Annotated in this window: 16 protein-coding genes and 1 pseudogene; 8 read left to right on the forward strand and 9 right to left on the reverse strand. The window is 63.9% G+C overall.

Annotation, left to right across the window (positions count from 1 at the left end; translation table 11 throughout):
- Nucleotides 1–16: 16 nt before the first annotated feature.
- The 5 genes from pth (at nucleotide 17) to WHT83_RS21740 (ending at nucleotide 4,221) form a co-directional block, all read left to right on the forward strand.
- Entirely contained in the window at nucleotides 17–754 is a 738-nt protein-coding gene (gene pth, locus WHT83_RS21720; RefSeq protein WP_108607311.1) for an aminoacyl-tRNA hydrolase, read from the forward strand.
- 88 nt (nucleotides 755–842) lie between these two features.
- Entirely contained in the window at nucleotides 843–1,250 is a 408-nt protein-coding gene (locus tag WHT83_RS21725) for a GFA family protein (protein WP_406872365.1), read from the forward strand.
- A 92-nt stretch (nucleotides 1,251–1,342) separates the two neighbouring features.
- Nucleotides 1,343–1,885, forward strand: a complete 543-nt coding sequence (locus tag WHT83_RS21730) for a dihydrofolate reductase family protein (protein ID WP_406872366.1) — start codon at nucleotides 1,343–1,345, stop codon at nucleotides 1,883–1,885.
- Between the two features lie 74 nt (nucleotides 1,886–1,959).
- Nucleotides 1,960–3,063: a redox-regulated ATPase YchF gene (ychF, locus tag WHT83_RS21735; protein WP_108607308.1), complete on the forward strand. Its 1,104-nt coding sequence runs from the start codon at nucleotides 1,960–1,962 to the stop codon at nucleotides 3,061–3,063.
- Nucleotides 3,064–3,426: 363 nt separating this feature from the next.
- A complete protein-coding gene (locus WHT83_RS21740; protein ID WP_406874033.1) occupies nucleotides 3,427–4,221 on the forward strand; it encodes an APH(3')-II family aminoglycoside O-phosphotransferase in 795 nt (264 codons plus the stop codon).
- Between the two features lie 75 nt (nucleotides 4,222–4,296).
- Here WHT83_RS21740 and WHT83_RS21745 read toward each other — a convergent pair whose 3' ends face one another.
- Nucleotides 4,297–5,052 carry an outer membrane protein gene (locus WHT83_RS21745; RefSeq protein WP_406872367.1) on the reverse strand — a complete coding sequence of 252 codons (756 nt, stop codon included), beginning with the start codon at nucleotides 5,050–5,052 and terminating at the stop codon, nucleotides 4,297–4,299.
- 321 nt (nucleotides 5,053–5,373) lie between these two features.
- On the opposite strand from WHT83_RS21745, the gene corA reads away from it, so the two are divergent.
- From corA to WHT83_RS21760, 3 genes are all read left to right on the forward strand, one after another.
- Entirely contained in the window at nucleotides 5,374–6,348 is a 975-nt protein-coding gene (gene corA / locus WHT83_RS21750; protein WP_108607306.1) for a magnesium/cobalt transporter CorA, read from the forward strand.
- Between the two features lie 82 nt (nucleotides 6,349–6,430).
- On the forward strand, nucleotides 6,431–6,895 hold the full coding sequence (locus WHT83_RS21755) for a MaoC family dehydratase (RefSeq protein WP_183259873.1): 465 nt from the start codon (nucleotides 6,431–6,433) through the stop codon (nucleotides 6,893–6,895).
- The gene (locus WHT83_RS21760) at nucleotides 6,892–7,350 is read left to right on the forward strand and encodes a MaoC family dehydratase (protein ID WP_318763985.1); all 459 of its coding nucleotides are present in this window, start codon (nucleotides 6,892–6,894) and stop codon (nucleotides 7,348–7,350) included. The genes WHT83_RS21755 and WHT83_RS21760 overlap by 4 nt, the downstream gene beginning before the upstream one ends.
- A gap of 223 nt (nucleotides 7,351–7,573) precedes the next feature.
- Here the strand turns inward: WHT83_RS21760 and WHT83_RS21765 are convergent, their stop codons facing one another.
- The 8 genes and pseudogenes from WHT83_RS21765 to WHT83_RS21800 all read right to left on the reverse strand — a co-directional run bounded on the left by WHT83_RS21765 (nucleotide 7,574) and on the right by WHT83_RS21800 (nucleotide 17,327).
- Complete coding sequence (locus WHT83_RS21765; RefSeq protein WP_406872368.1) at nucleotides 7,574–8,956, reverse strand: FAD-binding oxidoreductase; 1,383 nt, start codon at nucleotides 8,954–8,956, stop codon at nucleotides 7,574–7,576.
- 393 nt (nucleotides 8,957–9,349) lie between these two features.
- Nucleotides 9,350–9,895 (reverse strand): adenine phosphoribosyltransferase, encoded by a 546-nt coding sequence (locus WHT83_RS21770; protein WP_318763983.1) that lies wholly within the window; start codon nucleotides 9,893–9,895, stop codon nucleotides 9,350–9,352.
- 98 nt (nucleotides 9,896–9,993) lie between these two features.
- Nucleotides 9,994–10,851 carry a cytochrome c1 gene (locus WHT83_RS21775; RefSeq protein WP_406872369.1) on the reverse strand — a complete coding sequence of 286 codons (858 nt, stop codon included), beginning with the start codon at nucleotides 10,849–10,851 and terminating at the stop codon, nucleotides 9,994–9,996.
- Between the two features lie 29 nt (nucleotides 10,852–10,880).
- A complete protein-coding gene (locus WHT83_RS21780) occupies nucleotides 10,881–12,182 on the reverse strand; it encodes a cytochrome bc complex cytochrome b subunit (RefSeq protein ID WP_406872370.1) in 1,302 nt (433 codons plus the stop codon).
- A gap of 19 nt (nucleotides 12,183–12,201) precedes the next feature.
- Nucleotides 12,202–12,765, reverse strand: coding sequence for a ubiquinol-cytochrome c reductase iron-sulfur subunit (gene petA / locus WHT83_RS21785; RefSeq protein WP_183259864.1), 564 nt, complete (start codon nucleotides 12,763–12,765; stop codon nucleotides 12,202–12,204).
- A 321-nt stretch (nucleotides 12,766–13,086) separates the two neighbouring features.
- Complete coding sequence (locus tag WHT83_RS21790; protein WP_183259862.1) at nucleotides 13,087–13,398, reverse strand: DUF6665 family protein; 312 nt, start codon at nucleotides 13,396–13,398, stop codon at nucleotides 13,087–13,089.
- 9 nt (nucleotides 13,399–13,407) lie between these two features.
- Nucleotides 13,408–15,276 carry an ABC transporter ATP-binding protein gene (locus WHT83_RS21795; protein ID WP_406872371.1) on the reverse strand — a complete coding sequence of 623 codons (1,869 nt, stop codon included), beginning with the start codon at nucleotides 15,274–15,276 and terminating at the stop codon, nucleotides 13,408–13,410.
- A 172-nt stretch (nucleotides 15,277–15,448) separates the two neighbouring features.
- Nucleotides 15,449–17,327: pseudogene (locus tag WHT83_RS21800) on the reverse strand (ABC transporter ATP-binding protein).
- Nucleotides 17,328–17,398: the final 71 nt, after the last annotated feature.

The raw sequence follows: 17,398 nt of genomic DNA on the forward strand, positions 1-17,398 counted from the left end.
TCCGGAGGACCCGAACATGCTGCTCTTTGCAGGTCTCGGCAATCCGGGTGCGCAATACCAGAACAACCGGCACAATGTCGGCTTCATGGCGGCGGACGCAATTGCCCGCCGCCATTCGTTTTCGCCCTGGACGAAGAAGTTCAAGGGACTGATCGCCGAAGGCAACATCGCCGGCGAGAAGATCATCCTGATCAAGCCGCAGACCTTCATGAACCTGTCCGGCCAGTCGGTCGGCGAGGCCCTGCGCTTCTACAAGCTCGAACCTTCGGCGCTGACCGTCTTCTACGATGAGCTCGACCTCGTCTCCGGCAAGGTGCGCGTCAAGGTTGGGGGCGGCGCCGGCGGCCACAATGGCATCCGCTCGATCGACCAGCATATCGGCAAGGATTATCGCCGCGTCCGCATCGGCATCGGTCATCCCGGCGTCAAGGAGATGGTGCACGGCCATGTCCTTGGCGACTTCGCCAAGGCCGACAAGGAATGGCTGGAAGTGCTGCTCGACCTCGTGGCCGACAGCACCGACCTGCTGGCAAAGGGCGACGACAACGGCTTCATGAACAAGGTCACTGTCGGGCTGCGCGACAAGCTTCAGCCGACCGGCACTGATGACACCCCGCCGCCGAAAGCCCCCAAGCCGCAGGCGCCCAAGGCCCAGAGCCATATCCGCCAGGCCCGCCCGAACCAGCCCACCGTCAAGGTTCCCGAGACCGGCCCAATGGCCGCAATGCTGAAGAAGCTGCTCGGCAAGGACTGAGGGGCCTGCGAAGACATTCGCCTCCGTTCATGCGATAAGGGCGCGCAATGCCCTTTGATCCGATGCAACCGTCAGGCGAGGTGTCATCGTGCAAGCTCGAACTGCGTCCTGCTCCTGCGGGCAGCTGAGCATTGAGGTCGACGGCGCACCGCTCGGCGTCGGCATCTGCCATTGCCTCGCCTGCCAGCGCCGCACCGGCAGTGTCTTTGCCGCCCTGGCCGCCTTCGCCCCGCCCTACAAGGTAGAGGGCACGGCGACCGAATACCTGCGCCTCGGCGACAGAGGCTCGCGCTACACCTTCAGGTTTTGCCCGGTCTGCGGCACGAACCTCTTCCACACCGAAGCCGGCGCCGAGAGTGCGTTTGTGGCAGTGGCAGTCGGCGCATTCGCCGATCCGCATTTTCCGCCTCCCGAGGATTCCGTCTACGACTGCCGCCGTCATCCATGGGTTGTCCTGCCTCCGGGAACCAAGGCCTACGACAAGGATCCGGACTGACCCAATGCCCCGTGCGCTCGCTGAGGGCTCCTGACATAACTCCGACAGATCCCATGGTAGGAAACACTCTTTGGCAACAAGGAACGGTTCCGATGGTCTCTTCGGGCATTGACGACGTCATCTACATGTTCGCGATGTCGCTTGACGGCTTCATTGCCCGCGAGGACGGTACGTTTGACTGGCTCGACAACTTTCCACCTGATGACGATTACGACTTTTCCGGCTTCATGGCGTCACTGAGCGGCATCGTCATGGGCCGCGCCACCTATGATGTCGTCCGCCGCGAACCGGAATGGGCCTACGCCCAATACCCTTGCCTGGTTGCCACCTCGCGCCCGCTCGACAACCTACCCGAAAACGCCGAAGCAATGGCCGGCACGCCAGCCGAAATGCTTGCCAATCTTCGCGCGCGCGGCGCCAAAGGCCGAATCTGGCTTCTCGGCGGCGGCGACTTGGCCCGTCAGTTCATGGACGCCGGCCTGCTCGACATGATCGAGATCGGCAGCATCCCCATAATCCTCGGCTCGGGCATCCGGGCTTTCGGCGGCAAACAGGCCGATCGCTGGCTCGATCTCGCCTTTGCCAAGCCCTTGGCCAATGGCGCGGTGCATACGCAATACCGCGTGCGACGCTGAAAGACTTGACGATCTTAGGCCCTATCGCCCATAGCCCTGAGCAAATTCCGATTTCCCGATAGGACCAAAAGACCATGGGTTTCAAATGCGGCATCGTCGGCCTGCCCAACGTTGGCAAATCGACGCTTTTCAACGCGCTGACGCGCACGGCTGCCGCGCAGGCGGCGAACTATCCGTTCTGCACCATCGAGCCGAACACCGGTGAGGTCGCGGTTCCCGATCCGCGCCTCAAGCAGCTCGCTTCGATCGCCAAGTCGAAGGAGATCATCCCGACCCGCATTTCCTTCGTCGACATCGCCGGCCTCGTGCGCGGCGCCTCGAAGGGTGAAGGCCTGGGCAACCAGTTCCTCGCCAACATCCGCGAGGTCGACGCTATCGTGCACGTGCTGCGCTGTTTCGAGGACGACGACATCACCCATGTCGAAGGCCGCATCGATCCCGTCGCCGACGCCGAGACCGTCGAGACCGAGCTGATGCTCGCCGACCTCGAAAGCCTCGAGCGCCGCATCGTGCAGTTCCGCAAGCGCGCCGCCAGCAAGGACAAGGAAGCGACCACCGTCCTGCCGATGATGGAGCAGTCCCTGACGCTGCTGCAGGACGGCAAGCCGGTGCGGCTGCTGCTCAAGGGCATCGCTGCAGAGGACCTCGAAATCCTGCAGGGGCTGAACCTTCTGACCTCGCATCCGGTGCTCTATGTCTGCAACGTCGCCGAAAGCGACGCTGCCACCGGCAACGAGCACACCCAGGCTGTCGAGAAAATGGCTACGGCGCAGGGCGCCGGCGTCGTTGTCATCTCTGCCGCCATCGAGGCCGAAGTGGCGCAACTGCCCGACGAAGAGGCGCAGGAATTCCTCGCCGATCTCGGCCTCGAGGAGCCCGGCCTGGATAAGCTCATCCGCGCCGGCTACGAACTCCTGCACCTGATCACCTACTTCACCGTCGGCCCCAAGGAGACACGCGCCTGGACCGTGCACAAGGGCGCCAAGGCGCCGCAGGCGGCCGGCGTCATCCACACTGACTTCGAGCGCGGCTTCATCCGCGCCCAGACCATTGCCTTTAACGACTTCGTCACGCTCGGCGGCGAAGTTCCCGCCAAGGAAGCCGGCAAGGCGCGCGACGAGGGCAAGGAATACGTCGTCCAGGACGGCGACGTGATGCTGTTCAAGTTCAACACCTAGCCCCTGGCCGTCGCATCCGCATACGAAAAGCCCCGGATCGCGGGGCTTTTCCTTTTGGCGCGGTGCGATGAGACAGTCAGTCGCCCGCCTTTGCATACGTGGCTTTCGACCAACTCCTCATCCCGCAGCGTTAACCTTTTGCTAACCAACATTGGCTACGGTCGCCGGGAGATTTGCAGATCGTCTCCACCTTTGACCACGGATGTACTGGCATCGGATGTCGAGACGCTAGAGAAAGGTCGGGGTAACCCCGGCCTTTTTTGCTTTTACGCAGTTCGACGTTGCAGGACACGCGAGAAGACTGAAATCTATCAGCACCTCCATGTCAGCTGCGGAGCCTACTTCATGTCCGCCAGGGAGCAGATGACCCAGCATTCAACTGTCGAGATCGATCTTCCCTCTACGTTGCGTGAAGCGCTCGCCGGTTACGACTGGCAGCAGCAGACGATCGGCGCCTCAGGTGCCAGCGTCTTCAGGCTTGAGGCATCGGGCAAGTCTACCTTGTTCCTCAAGACCGAAGAAACAGGCGACTTTGCCGAGCTGCCCGACGAGGTGGCCCGGCTGCGCTGGCTGGGTGGGCAGGGCGTACCCTGCCCCGAAGTCATCGTCTTCGAGACCCATGCCGGGCTTCACTGGCTGCTGATGACGGCGCTGCCGGGCGGCGACCTCGTCACGCAGGAGGTTCCTGCTGCCGAGGCGATTGCCATCATAGCCGACGCGTTGCGCCGGCTGCATGCGCTCGACATCGCCTCATGCCCCTTCGACCACCGTCTTTCCAGACGCATCCCTCTCGCCAGGGCACGCATGGAGACGGGCGTGGTCGATGTCGAGGACTTCGACGACGAGTGGCTCGGCCAATCGGCCGAGACCGTGTTCGAGCAAGTGCTCGCGCGCCGGCCTGCCAGCGAGGAACTGGTCGTGACGCATGGTGACGCCTCGATGCCGAACTTCATCGCCGAGGGCGGCCGCTTCACGGGCTTCATCGACTGCAGCCGCCTCGGTGTCGCCGACCGCTACCAGGATCTCGGCATCCTGTGCTGGAGCATCCATCTCAATCTCGGCCCGGAATGGGTTGCGCCATTCCTCGAGCTCTACGGCCTGCCCGATGCCGATCCGGCGAGGCTCTCGTACTACCAGTTGCTCGACGAGTTCTTCTGAACGGTTGCGCGCCGGCACGAGTCGACAAAAAAGCCCCGCTCAAGGCGGGGCTTCTTTTCATCCTGCAGATTTCCATCAAAACTGATAGTTCACGCCGAACTTGACGGAGTGGAGCTTGTCCCTGAACTTGAAGGGGCTGTCTGGATCTTCAAGATTGTTGTACGTGCTACTGCCAAAATCAGCGTAGAGGTACTCGGCCTTGACGGTCCACTTTTCGGACAGCGCATGCTCAACGCCGGCACCGATCGTCCAGCCAAGCCGCGTCTTGTTGCCAAAGCCGGCCTCGTTGCCGTCAAAGCCCCAATAGCCGTCGTCATTCTCCTCGCCGACGCCATCGAACTCGCCACCGGCGCTCTTGATGCGAGCAAAGGCCAGGCCGCCCTTGCCATAAAAGAGGGTACGATCGGCAGCATAGCCCAACCGACCTGTGGCGGTCCCATAAAATCCGTATTGCGCAAACAGGCCGTCTTCGTTGTCATTAGGGTCAATGTGGGTCTTCTTGATTGAGGCCCAGCCCAGCTCCAGTTCAGGGCCAAAGACCCATGAACCATGCTGAAAATTGTAACCTGCCGTCACACCGCCGACAAAACCGTCGTCTGACAGGCTCATCGTCGCCCCGGGAGTCGCACCACCGTACTCTTCGCCCTCAATGTCGGTGGCAGTCGTCTTGCCGCGCGCCCAGCCGCCAAACGCGCCGACGTAGCCGCCGGACCAATCATAGAACGATGCCACAGGTGCTTCCGGCACGGAGTCACCAACGACGTTATCGGCAGCGATAGCGCCACTTGCCGCTGCAAAGAATGCAGCGGAAAATACCATAATCTTTCTCATGCTAAGTCCCCACACTAAGAATCGCCTCGTAGCACAACCATCTCCGCTATGAAAACTTAAAACAACTTACAACGCATTATCTCTCACCGAATATCCTATACGAACACTATATATCTACTTCAAGACGACATGCGCCCCGTGGCGCTGGCCGCACCTAGACCCGCTACATCCCGCCACCTTGCCGATTTGCAACTTGACGTCGCAGCCACCCGGGTCTATCGCGCCTAGGCGCTGGCCCAGTCCTTCGTGACCCCGCCGGCGCAATCCAGCAACCCGGCCCGCGATCGGGCACGATATCAGCTCCAGTATGGGAGACCGGCGATGATCAAGGCATTCGTCGTGGAAAACGATCGTCTGCGCCTTGCAGACAGCATTGCGGCCGAAAAGGACAAGATCGTCTGGGCCGACCTGCTCAATCCGACGAGGGAAGAAGAGGCCGAGGTCGAGCAGTGGCTCGGCGTCGGGGTTCCGACACGCGAGGAGATGGAGGAGATCGAGATCTCGTCCCGCCTCTATGTCGAGGACGGCGCCTACTTCATGACCGCCACCTTGCCCTCGCAGGCCGACAGCGACTTTCCCGTGATGTCGCCGGTCACCTTCGTGCTGCGCCGCAACCTGCTGGTCACCATCCGCTACCACGAGCCCAAGGCGTTCCTGTCCTTTCCGCTGCGGGCCGAGAAGGCGGCGATCGGCTGCACCACGGGCGAGACGATCCTCGTCGGCCTGCTGGAGGCGATCGTCGACCGGCTCGCCGACGTACTGGAGCGCGTTTCGCGCGAGGTCGAGCTGTTGTCGAAGGACATCTTCAACCCGACGGCGACCAAGGCCTCGAAGCGCGACCGCGACTTCCAGGTGATCCTCAAGGGCATCGGCCGCAAGGAGTCGCTGACGTCCAACATGCGCGACAGCCTGACCTCGCTGCAGCGCCTGGCGGGCTTCCTCGCCAGCGCCACCGGGCAGGCCAAGAACGGCAAGGACGCCAAGGCGCGGGTGAAGACGCTGTCGCGCGACGTGGCGTCGCTGACCGACCACGCCTCGTTCCTGTCGCAGAAGATCACCTTCCTGCTCGATGCCACGTTGGGCATGATCAACATCGAGCAGAACGGCATCATCAAGATCGTCTCGGTGGCGGCGGTGGTGTTCCTGCCGCCGACGCTGGTCGCCTCGATCTACGGCATGAACTTCGACCTGATGCCCGAGCTCAAATGGGCGCTCGGCTACCCGTTCGCGCTCGGCCTGATGGTCGTCTCCGCCATCCTGCCGTTCTGGTGGTTCCGCCGCCGCGGCTGGCTCTGAGCCAACGAGTTGCCCCAAGCCGGCCTTGCGCGACCCGCAGGGCCGGTCCAAGGTTATCGTACAAGCTTGAACAGGATTGCCGATGAGCAGCAACAAGACATGGGCGTATGAGGACCTCGCCGAAGGCGTCGTCATCGACCTCGGCAGCAAGGCCGTCCTCGCCCGGGAGATCATCGAATTCGCCTCGGAGTTCGACGCCCAGCCCTTCCACCTTGACGAGGAGGCCGGCAAGGCGAGCATTCTCGGCGGACTGTCGGCGTCGGGCTGGCACACCTGCTCGATGTTCATGCGCATGCTGTGCGACGCACTGCTGCTCGACTCGACCTCGCAAGGCGCGCCGGGCATCGACTATGCCAAGTGGAAGAAGCCGGTACTGGCCGGCGACACGCTGGGCGGCAAGCTGACCATCCTGTCCAGCCGCCTGTCGCGTTCCAAGCCGGGGCTTGGCTTCGTCAGCTGGCGTGCGGAACTGGTCAACCAGAAGGGCGAGCCGGTCTTCGAACTGGTCAATACCTGCATGTTCCTGACCCGCGAGGCCGCGCAATGACCCTCGACGACTATCTCGGCATCGGTGTCACCATCACGCTCGGCAGCCATCACTTCAGCGCCGAGGCGATCAAGGACTTTGCCCGCAAATACGATCCGCAGCCGTTTCACACCGACGAGGCAGCAGCCAAGAGGAGCGTCTTCGGCGGCCTTTGCGCCTCGGGCTGGCACACCACGGCGGTGTGGATGAAGCTCAACCTGGCGCATCGCGGCCGCCCCTGGGACGGCCCCGGACCGAAGCCCGAATTCGGCCCCTCGCCCGGCTTCAAGAACCTGAAATGGCTGAAGCCGGTGTTTGCCGGCGAAACGGTGACCTACACGCGGCGCGGCATCGACCACCGCCCGCTCGCCTCGCGCCCCGGCTGGCGCATGATGACGCTGCACTCCGAAGGCTTCGACTCGACCGGCGACAAGGTCGTCGAATTCGACAGTGCCGTGCTGGTGAAGGTGGGCTAGCGGGGTCTTCCCGTCTCCCCTTGTGGCGCGACCTTCCTTCTCCCCTTGTGAGAGAATGTGGCCGAGCGAAGCGAGGTCGGATGAGGGGTGCTGGACGGAGTGCGGCTTCACCTGCACCCGCTCATTCCTTCCAGCACCCTCATCCGTCTTGGCGCTACACGCCAATCCACCTTCTCCCACAAGGGGAGAAGGTGGGTCCGCGCGCTTCATCCAGAGCGGAAACCTACGGCCGGATGTTCAGGTTGACCCGGAAGAGGTTTGCCGGGTCGTATTGGCGCTTGACCGCGACCAGCCGCTCGTAATTGGGGCCATAGGCGGCACGTACGCGCGCCTCGCCCTCATCGTCCATCATGAAGTTGATGTAGGCGCCGCCATGCGCATTGTGCTTGTGCACCGCCGCCCAGTAGGCGCTTGCCCAGCGCTTGAGCTCCGGCGCCTTTGCCGGGTCGGGATCGATGCCGGCGATGACCATGGACCAGCGCGCGCGCCGGGCGCCCCAGGCGGTGGCATCGGGAGCCACGTCGTGGACCGCTCCGTCGATGGGATAGAGATGCATCAGCGACAGCTCGCTCGGGGTCTTCGAGCCGTGCTCGACATGGGCGGCGATGGCCGCATCGGACAGCTCGTCGACATAGTCGCCCTTCCAGTACCACTGCAGCCCCTTCGGCAGCAGCGGGTCGAACAGGCCTTGCAGATCGGCGAACGGTAACTGCATCATGCCGTCCATCAGCGGCTTGGGAAGCGCTTCACGCACGGGCTGCATCGCCCGCATGCCGTCTTTCTCGGCGCCGTTGTAGCAGCTGATCAGCGCACAGATGCGCTTGCCCCAGATTTCGCGCGGGAACGGATCGCAGGACGGCACCGTCTTGATGCCGAAGAACATGCCGAGCTCGCGCGGCGCCGCCGGCAGGAAGCCACGGTACCAGCGCATGATCTCTGCGGCATGCGCGATGTCGTAGAAGATCGGCCCGGCATAGACATCCTTCGCCGGATGCGCCCGGAAGGTGAAGCGCGTCACCACGCCGAAATTGCCGCCGCCGCCGCGCAACGCCCAGAACAGCTCCGGGTGTACGTCCGCGCTTGCCGTGACAATGCGGCCATCGGCCAGCACGACCTCGGCGGCGAGCAGATTGTCGATGGTCAGGCCATGCTTGCGCGTGAGATAGCCGGTGCCGCCGCCCAGCGTCAGCCCGGCAATACCGGTGGTGGAGACGATGCCGGCCGGCACCGCCAGCCCATGAACGCTGGTAGCCCGGTCGACCTCGCTTTGGGTGCAGCCGGCCTCGACACGGACCGTGCGCGTGGCGGGATCGACGTCGACCCGCTTCATCGGCGACATGTCGATGACCATGCCGCCGTCGCAGCTGCCGAAGCCCGGTCCGTTGTGACCGCCGCCGCGAATGGCAACAAGCAGTTGCTTGTCGCGGGCATGATTGACGGCCGCGACCACGTCGGCGACCTCGGTGCAAGGAACGATCCAGCGCGGCCGCTTGTCGATCATGGCGTTGTAAAGCGCGCGCGACGCCTCATAGTCCGGATGGTCCTGGCCGATGAGGCTCGCGCGGAGCCGTGCGGGAAAATCTTGCGAAGCAGTTGACTTCAGCATTTTGGAACACTCGTGTTTCGGAGCAAGACGCGTCGGCACCTCGGCCAGGAAGTCTGGATCCTGGCAGCGGGGATGTGCGTATCGCCGGTTGAACCTGCCGCACGCGCGGCACGTCCAGTCCTACGCCGCCGTCATTTCAGGCGTTTTTCTGCAAGAGCTCGGGAGTGTTTCGTTTGTTTCAGCGGCGCGGCCGCATGGCGGTGGCCGTCGGGCCGAGGGATCGCGCTGGCATGAATTCGAACGGCAACGGCGCCGTTGCCGGGTCCGCGGCTGGAGATCGCCGAACAATTGACCTCAGGGCCGCGCTACAGTGGCCCGGCAAGTCGCGCGAAAAATGATAGGAAAAGCGCCAAGCGTGGAGAACGTATCCACGCTGCGAGACCCGTAGGTCCCTCAGTGCCCGTCGAAGGAGATCAGCGTGCGCACGTCGACGCCGAGCGCTTCGAGTTTCTTGCGGCCGCCTAGTTCCGGCAGGTCGACGATGAAACAGGCGGCGACGATATCGGCGCCGATCTGGCGCAGCAGCTTGACCGCGGCTTCCGCGGTGCCGCCGGTGGCGATCAGGTCGTCGACCAGGATCACCTTTTCGCCCGTCTTGACCGCATCCTTGTGCATCTCCATCTCGTCGAGCCCGTATTCGAGGCTGTAGGCGATGCGCACTGTCTCGTGGGGCAGCTTGCCCTTCTTGCGGATCGGCACGAAGCCGGCCGACATCTGGTGCGCGATGGCGCCGCCCAGGATGAAGCCCCGCGCCTCGATGCCGGCCACCTGGTCGATCTTGGCGCCGGCATAGGGATGAACCAGTTCGTCGATGGTGCGCCGGAAAGCGCGCGCATTGCCGAGCAGCGTGGTGATGTCGCGGAACATCACGCCGGGGCGCGGGTAGTCCGGAATGGTCCTGATGGCGCCGAGCAGCGTCTGTTCAAGCGAGGTATTCATCGGTGGGGGCTCCGTTACCCGACAGTTTTGACGGCTCAGGCGGCAAAAGAAAAGGGCGCCTTGCGAGCGCCCTTCGATTTCATGTCGGCCAGCCCGGATCAGTGGGCGTTGGCCCAGACCTTGCGCTTGGTGGCGTAGATCAGGCCGGCAAACAGCACCAGGAAGATCATGACGGCAAAGCCGGTCTGCTTGCGCGCCTCAAGGTGTGGCTCGGCAGCCCACATCAGGAACGCCGAGATGTCCCTGGAGTACTGTTCCACCGTCTCGGGCGAACCGTCCTCGTAGGTCACCTGGCCGTCGGAAAGCGGCTTGGCCATGGCCAGCGACTTGCCGGCGATGAAGAACGGGTTGTAGTGCGTGCCCTCGGGAACTTCCATGCCGGCCGGCGGCTGTTCGTCGTAGCCGGTCAGAAGCGCGTGGATATAGTCCGGGCCGTTCGACGCGTACATGGTGAAGATGTCGAACACGAAGGTCGGGAAACCACGCTCGACGCCGCGCGCCTTGGCGATCAGCGAGAAGTCGGGCGGGGCAGCGCCGTTATTGGCCGCGGCGGCCGCGATCGTGTTCGGGAAGGGCGACGGGAAATGATCGCCAGGCAGAGCCTTGCGGGTGAACATCTCGCCATCGCCGTTCGGGCCGTCCTGCACTTCGTACTCGGCAGCGAAGGCCTTGACCTGCGCTTCTGAGTAACCGAGGTCCTCGAGCGTGCGGAACGCCACCAGGTCCATCGAGTGACAGGCCGAGCACACTTCCTTGTAGATCTTCAGGCCGCGCTGGAGCTGGCCCTTGTCGTAGGTGCCGAACGGGCCGGCGAAGGTCCAGTCCATTTCCTTCGGCTTGTGGATCGGGAAGTGCGTCGGCTCGGCCGCATTGTGCGCTTCCTGAGCCAGCGCCACGCCGGCCGTGCCGGCGAGCACGAAGCCGATGGCAGCCAGACCGTTGAGAATCTTTTTCATTCCAAAATCCCTCTCAGATTCTCTTTGGTTCAGCCGCGGGTCTCGGGTGCAGCGGTCGCACCTGCCGGATGAGCGGAGCCGCCCTTGTTCTTCTCGAGCACCGCTTCGGTGATCGAGTTGGGCAAGCGGCGCGGCGTCTCGATCAGGCCGAGAACCGGCATGATGACCAGGAAGAACGCGAAGTAGTAGAGCGTGGCCACCTGCGACATGATCACGTAGGCGCCTTCGGCGGGGCGGGAACCGAGCCAGCCCAGGAAGATCGCGTTGATGACGAAGATCCAGAAGAACAGCTTGTACCACGGGCGGTAGACAGCCGAACGGACCTTCGAGGTGTCGAGCCACGGCACCACGAACAGCACCGCGATCGAGCCGAACATCGCCAGCACGCCGCCGAGCTTGGAGTCGATCGGGCCGATGTTGAAGGTGATGGCGCGCAGGATCGCGTAGAACGGAAGGTAGTACCATTCCGGAACGATGTGCGCCGGCGTCTTCAGCGAGTCGGCCATGATGTAGTTGTCGGGGTGGCCGAGGAAGTTCGGGATGTAGAAGATAAAGTAGGCGAACACGGCCAAGAACACGACCATGGCGAAACCATCCTTGATGGTCGCATAGGGCGTGAAGGCGACGGTGTCGGTCTTCGACTTGACTTCGATGCCGGTCGGGTTGGTCTGGCCTACGACATGCAGCGCCCAGACGTGCAGCACGACGACGCCGGCGATCATGAACGGCAGCAGGTAGTGCAGCGCAAAGAAGCGGTTCAGCGTCGGGTTGTCGACGGCAAAGCCACCGAGCAGCAGCTGCTGCACCCATTCGCCGACCACCGGAATGGCGGTGAAGAAGCCGGTGATGACGGTAGCACCCCAGAAGGACATCTGGCCCCAGGGCAGGACGTAGCCCATGAAGCCGGTTGCCATCATCAGCAGGTAGATGATGCAGCCGAGGATCCACAGCAGCTCACGCGGCGCCTTGTAGGAGCCGTAGTAGAGACCGCGCATGATGTGGATGTAGACGGCGATGAAGAAGAACGACGCACCGTTGGAGTGCATGTAGCGCAAGAGCCAGCCGGAGTTGACGTCGCGCATGATCTTTTCGACCGACTGGAAGGCCAGCGTCGTGTCGTTGGCGTAATGCATGGCCAGCACGACGCCGGTCAGGATCTGCGCAACGAGCATGATCGAAAGGATGCCGCCGAAGGTGTAGGCGTAATTCAGATTACGCGGCACCGGGTAGGAGACGAATGAATCGTGCACCAGCCGCGGCAGCGGCATGCGCGCATCGATCCAGCGGCCGATGCCGGTTTTGGGCGAATAGGTCGAGTGTCCACCGCTCATGGAATTAAGTCCCCCTGCCTCAGCCTATCCGGATCATGGTGTCGGAAACGAACTGGAATGTCGGAATATGAAGGTTCTCGGGCGCCGGGCCTTTGCGGATGCGGCCAGCCGTATCGTAGTGCGAGCCGTGGCAAGGGCAGAACCAGCCGCCGAAATCACCCTGCTGGCCGAGCGGCACGCAACCCAGATGGGTGCAGACGCCGACCATGACCAGCCAGTTTTCCTTGTCCTTGCCGGCCGTGCGATCGATGTCCGTCGCCTGGGCGTCGGCAGCGATGTTGGCGTTGCGTGCGACCGTATCCTTGAGGTCGGCGAGCGGCACGTCCTGCGCTGCCTTGATCTCTTCGGGCGTGCGATTGCGGATGAACACCGGCTTGCCGCGCCATTTCACCGTCAGCGACATGCCGGGCGTCAGCGACGTGACGTCAACCTCTATCGAGGACGCGGCCAGCGTCGACGCGTCCGGGCGCATCTGGTCGATGAAGGGCCAGGCGATGGCGCCTGCGCCGACCACGCCGGCCATGCCGGTGGCCACATAGAGAAAATCGCGGCGATTGGGCTCGCTCGTATCGGTTGCGCTCAAGGGACCTGATCCTTCTGCCTCAATACCACCGAAGGCTGAGCACTTGTCCCCGCTCAACAATGCCAGCCCGACGGCGCATGGCAACCAGGCTAGCGAATTCCTCCGGCATTTGGACTTCGGTTTATGCGTGAAGCCTCTTTTTGTCCAGACGCGACAGGGCACATGGGCAGATTGTCGCGGGGACAACGCAAGGCGGTGGAAAACTGGCTGGAAATGGCGGAAATCAGCGGATTTTGCGACACCGGGCATGCCTGCGACACCAGGGAGGCCGGGCTCGCCCCGGCGAGGCCAAACTTGCGCCGGGAAACGACTGTGGGCCGATCAGGCGGCGCCGAGTCGCACCAGCACCTCGCGCGGGATGCCATAGTCGCGAATGGCGTCGTCATGCTTGCGCAGGCCGCAGAGCTCGCGCTGGATGAAATAGGCGTAAACTGCGTCAGCCGCCGCCTTGAGCAAGACCCGCCGTTCGTCGCCGTCGCCTTGATGCGCAGCGAGCTTGCCGAGCGCCTCGCCGACCCGGTCGCCGGCTCGGCCGAGCGCAGCCGCTTTTTCGGCGAGGAACTCGTATTCGAGCACGTTGAGCGTCTGCTCGGAACGGTTGGACAGGATGGAAGGCGGGCGGACAGAAGACATGACGCGATCCTACTCCGCCGCGAGCCGGTCGGCCAGGAAGCCACCGGACTGGCGCTTCCACAATTGCGCATAGAGCCCGTCCCTGGCGATCAGGGCGTCGTGGCTGCCCTCCTCGACGACGCGGCCCTCGTCGAGCACGATCAGCCGGTCGAGCGCGGCGATGGTCGACAGCCGGTGGGCGATGGCGATGACCGTCTTGCCCTCCATCAGCTTGTAGAGATTGTCCTGGATCGCCGCCTCGACCTCGCTGTCGAGCGCCGAGGTCGCCTCGTCGAGGATCAGGATCGGCGCATCCTTGAGCATCATCCGGGCGATCGCCACGCGCTGGCGCTGGCCGCCGGATAGCTTGACGCCGCGCTCGCCGACATGGGCGTCATATCCGCGCCGGCCACGCGGATCGGCGACGTCGACGATGAAGTCGTGGGCGGCGGCGCGCCGGGCAGCATCGACGATCTCGGCCTGCGAGGCCCCTGCCCGGCCGTAGCCGATATTGTCCGTGATCGAGCGATGCATCAGCATCGCCTCCTGGCTGACGACGCCGAACTGGGCGCGCAGAGAGGCCTGGGTGATGTCGCGCACGTCGCGACCGTCGATCAGGATGCGGCCCTCCTCGACGTCGAACAGACGCAGCGCCAGATTGACCAGCGTCGTCTTGCCCGCACCGGAGGGGCCGACCAGCGCGACACGCTCGCCCGGCTTGATGTGCAGGCTGAGCTTGTCGATCACGCCGCTGCCCTTGCCGTAGTGAAACGACACGTTGTCGAAGACGATGTCGCCGCTGGCCCGCGGCAGCACGGCCGCGTTCTCGGCGTCGCGGATCGCCGGGCGCACCGAGATGGTGCGCGTGGCGTCCTGCACGGTGGCATAGTTGCGCACCAGGCCGTTGATGTTGAACATCATCCAGCCGGACATCTGGTTGAGCCGGAAGACGAGGCCGAGCGCTGCGGCAATCGCCCCGGTCGAGATTTCGCCACGGGTCCAACTGACGATGCAGATGGCGGCGACTGCAGCCATCATCGCCCCATTGATGACGGCGACCGCCGCACGCACGGTGGTGATGGAGCGGGTCAGCCGGACGACGGCGCCGAGATAGCTCTCGAGCCCGTCGCGCACATAGGCATGCTCGCGCCGCCCGCTGTCGAACAGCTTGACCGCCATGATGTTGGTGAAGGCATCGACGAGGCGCCCGTTGAATATCGAGCGCTGATCGGCGGTGGCGCGGCCGGCCTGGCGCATCTCGGGCAGCAGGAAATAGATGATCGCGGCATAGCCGGCGAACCACAGCATCACCACCGCCCCCATCAGCGGGTCGAGCGAGACCAGGATGGTCAGCGACAGCAGCACGAAGGTGAGGAAACTCCACATCGTCTGCAGCACATTGACGATGAAGTCGCCGACGGCTTCGCCACCTTGCACGATCTTGGTGGCGATGCGGCCGGCGAAATCGTTCTGGTAGAAATCGTAGGGCTGCTCGATGACGCGCCGGAACGCCTGCCAGCGCACCATCGAGAAGAAGCCGGGCACGACGATCTGCTGCTCGACGACGGCCGAGCCGATGATGATGACGGCGCGGACGACAAGGATCAGCACCAGCAGGCCGGCGAGTTCCGGCCAGTGCTCGGCGAACAGCCGCTGCGGGCTGGTGGAGTCGAGCAGGTCGATGAGCCAGCCGACCGACCAGTAGAGCGCCGCGTCGATCGCACCGGCCAGGAAGCCGCTGATCAGCAGCAGCGTGAACGGTCCTCTCGCCTGCCGGGCGAAATAGAGGATGAAGGCCCATGCGCTTTCGGGCAGCACCTCGCGATCGGTGTCCTGGAACGGGTCGATGGCGCCTTCGAAGCGACGCCAGAGCTTTTCGAGGAAGGGCTCGGGAGTCATGTGGCGAAAGCCTTCCTCATTGCGAACAAGGCCCCCTCACCCGGGCTCCGCTTCGCTCGGCCACCCTCTCCCCACCGAGGAGAGGAGATTGTCGGTGCCCCAGCCTTCCTCTTCTCCCCAGCGGGGAGAAGGTGGCCCGAAGGGCCGGATGAGGGGGCCATGAACAGCGCCATCACGCGGGCCTCGATTCGTCGAGCACGCTGTCCTCGTGGAACAGGAAACCGCCGGACTGGCGCTTCCACAGCCGGGCATAGAGCCCGTCGAGCGCAAGCAGCTCGTCATGGGTGCCTTGTTCGGCAATGCCGCCCTGGTCGAGCACGATCAGCCGGTCGAGGGCCGCGATGGTCGACAGGCGGTGCGCGATGGCGAGCACGGTCTTGTTTTGCATCAGCGCCTGCAGGTTCTCCTGGATCGCCGCCTCGATGTCTCGAATCGAGCGCCGAGGTCGCCTCGTCGAGGATCAGGATCGGCGCATCCTTGAGGAACACCCGCGCGATCGCCACGCGCTGGCGCTGGCCGCCCGACAGCTTGACGCCGCGCTCGCCGACGAAGGCGTCGTAGCCCTTGCGGCCGCGATTGTCCTCGAGCGTGCCGATGAACTGGTGCGCCTCGGCCTTGCGCGCCGCCGCGACGACCTCGTCGTCGGTGGCGTCGGGCTTGCCGAGCTTGATGTTGTCGCGCAGCGAACGGTGGAACAACGCGGTATCCTGGCTGACGACCCCGATCGAGGCCCGCAACGAGTTCTGGGTGACGGTCGCGATGTCCTGCCCGTCGATCAGGATACGGCCGCCTTCGAGATCGTAGAGACGCAGGATGAGATTGGCGAGCGTAGTCTTGCCCGCACCCGAAGGACCGACGATGCCGACCTTTTCGCCAGGCTTGACAACAAGGTCGATGCCGTCGAGCACGCCACCGCCCTTGCCATAATGGAACACCACCTTGTCGACATGAATCTCGCCGCCCGTCACCTCGAGCTGGCGAGCGCCCGGCCTGTCGGTCAGCCCGAGCGGCTGGCTGATCAGCGCCTTGGAGTTTTCCAGCACGCCGAGGTTCCGGAGAATGCCGTTGAGCTGCATCATCAACCGGCCGAGCAGCATGTTGAGCCGCAAAACGAGGCTGAGCGTGAAGGCGACCGCGCCGACCGAGATCGCGCCCTCGATCCACAGATGGATCGAGTACCAGGCAATCGCGGTGATCATGACGCCCGACAGCGCCGTCAGCGCCAAGCGCACGCCGGTGAGGCGGCGCGTGAACGGGCGCAGCGCATCGAGATAGATGTCGAAGCCCGAGCGGATGTAGCGGTCGTCGCCATCGGCAGCGAACAGCTTCAGCGTCTGCACGTTGGAATAGGAATCGACGATGCGCCCGTTGATCATCGAGCCGGCTTCGGCGGTGGCCTCGGCATGCTTGCGGATCGACGGCAGGTAGTGATTGGCGAGGAAGCCGAAGGCGACGATCCAGATGACGACGAGCGCGGCGAGCCGCCAGTCGAGACCCGCGACCACGGCAAGCGTGGTGATGGTGTATACCAGCATGAACCACACGACCTCGATGAAGCTTTCCATCAGGTCGCCGGTCGCCTGCCCCGCCTGCCAGACCTTTGTGGCGATACGGCCGGCGAAGTCGTTCTGGAAGAAGGAATAGGATTGGCGCGAGACGTGGCGATGCGCCTGCCAGCGCACGAGATTGTAGAAGCCCGGCGTGATCGTCTGCTCGTCGACAAGCGCCGACAGGCCGACGATCAGCGTGCGAACGACAAGCACTACGACTGCCATGAACAGCACTTCAGCGCCGGCGACGTCCCAAAGGGCAGCCCAGCTGCGGTCGGTGGGCAGCCCGTCGAGGATGTCGACGAGGCGGCCGACGAAGTAGAAAAGCCCCGCCTCGACGAGCGGTGCGATGCCGCCGATGACCAGCATGGCGAAGAAGGCGAATTTTGCCTGGCCGACATAGTGCCAGAGGAAACCCCAGACGGTCGCGGGAGGCCGAAGGCTGTCAGGCTCGCGGAAGGGATAGACCCAGCTTTCGAACCATTTGTAGATTCTGTTCATGAGCACTCTGGGCTATCCCGCGGCAACGACTCGCTATTTTCGGCCCAACCGATGCACGAGGCAACCGCAGC

Source organism: Aminobacter sp. P9b, assembly GCF_045345995.1.
Classification (GTDB): Bacteria; Pseudomonadota; Alphaproteobacteria; order Rhizobiales; family Rhizobiaceae; genus Aminobacter; species Aminobacter niigataensis.

Bases quoted from the DNA above. Each gene is read 5' to 3' on its own strand.
- pth (WP_108607311.1), top strand. From the start codon at position 17: ATGCTGCTCTTTGCAGGTCTCGGCAATCCGGGTGCGCAATACCAGAAC.
- WHT83_RS21730 (WP_406872366.1), top strand. From the start codon at position 1,343: ATGGTCTCTTCGGGCATTGACGACGTCATCTACATGTTCGCGATGTCG.
- ychF (WP_108607308.1), top strand. From the start codon at position 1,960: ATGGGTTTCAAATGCGGCATCGTCGGCCTGCCCAACGTTGGCAAATCG.
- WHT83_RS21740 (WP_406874033.1), top strand. From the start codon at position 3,427: ATGACCCAGCATTCAACTGTCGAGATCGATCTTCCCTCTACGTTGCGT.
- WHT83_RS21745 (WP_406872367.1), bottom strand. From the start codon at position 5,052: ATGAGAAAGATTATGGTATTTTCCGCTGCATTCTTTGCAGCGGCAAGT.
- corA (WP_108607306.1), top strand. From the start codon at position 5,374: ATGATCAAGGCATTCGTCGTGGAAAACGATCGTCTGCGCCTTGCAGAC.
- WHT83_RS21755 (WP_183259873.1), top strand. From the start codon at position 6,431: ATGAGCAGCAACAAGACATGGGCGTATGAGGACCTCGCCGAAGGCGTC.
- WHT83_RS21760 (WP_318763985.1), top strand. From the start codon at position 6,892: ATGACCCTCGACGACTATCTCGGCATCGGTGTCACCATCACGCTCGGC.
- WHT83_RS21765 (WP_406872368.1), bottom strand. From the start codon at position 8,956: ATGCTGAAGTCAACTGCTTCGCAAGATTTTCCCGCACGGCTCCGCGCG.
- WHT83_RS21770 (WP_318763983.1), bottom strand. From the start codon at position 9,895: ATGAATACCTCGCTTGAACAGACGCTGCTCGGCGCCATCAGGACCATT.
- WHT83_RS21775 (WP_406872369.1), bottom strand. From the start codon at position 10,851: ATGAAAAAGATTCTCAACGGTCTGGCTGCCATCGGCTTCGTGCTCGCC.
- WHT83_RS21780 (WP_406872370.1), bottom strand. From the start codon at position 12,182: ATGAGCGGTGGACACTCGACCTATTCGCCCAAAACCGGCATCGGCCGC.
- WHT83_RS21790 (WP_183259862.1), bottom strand. From the start codon at position 13,398: ATGTCTTCTGTCCGCCCGCCTTCCATCCTGTCCAACCGTTCCGAGCAG.
- WHT83_RS21795 (WP_406872371.1), bottom strand. From the start codon at position 15,276: ATGACTCCCGAGCCCTTCCTCGAAAAGCTCTGGCGTCGCTTCGAAGGC.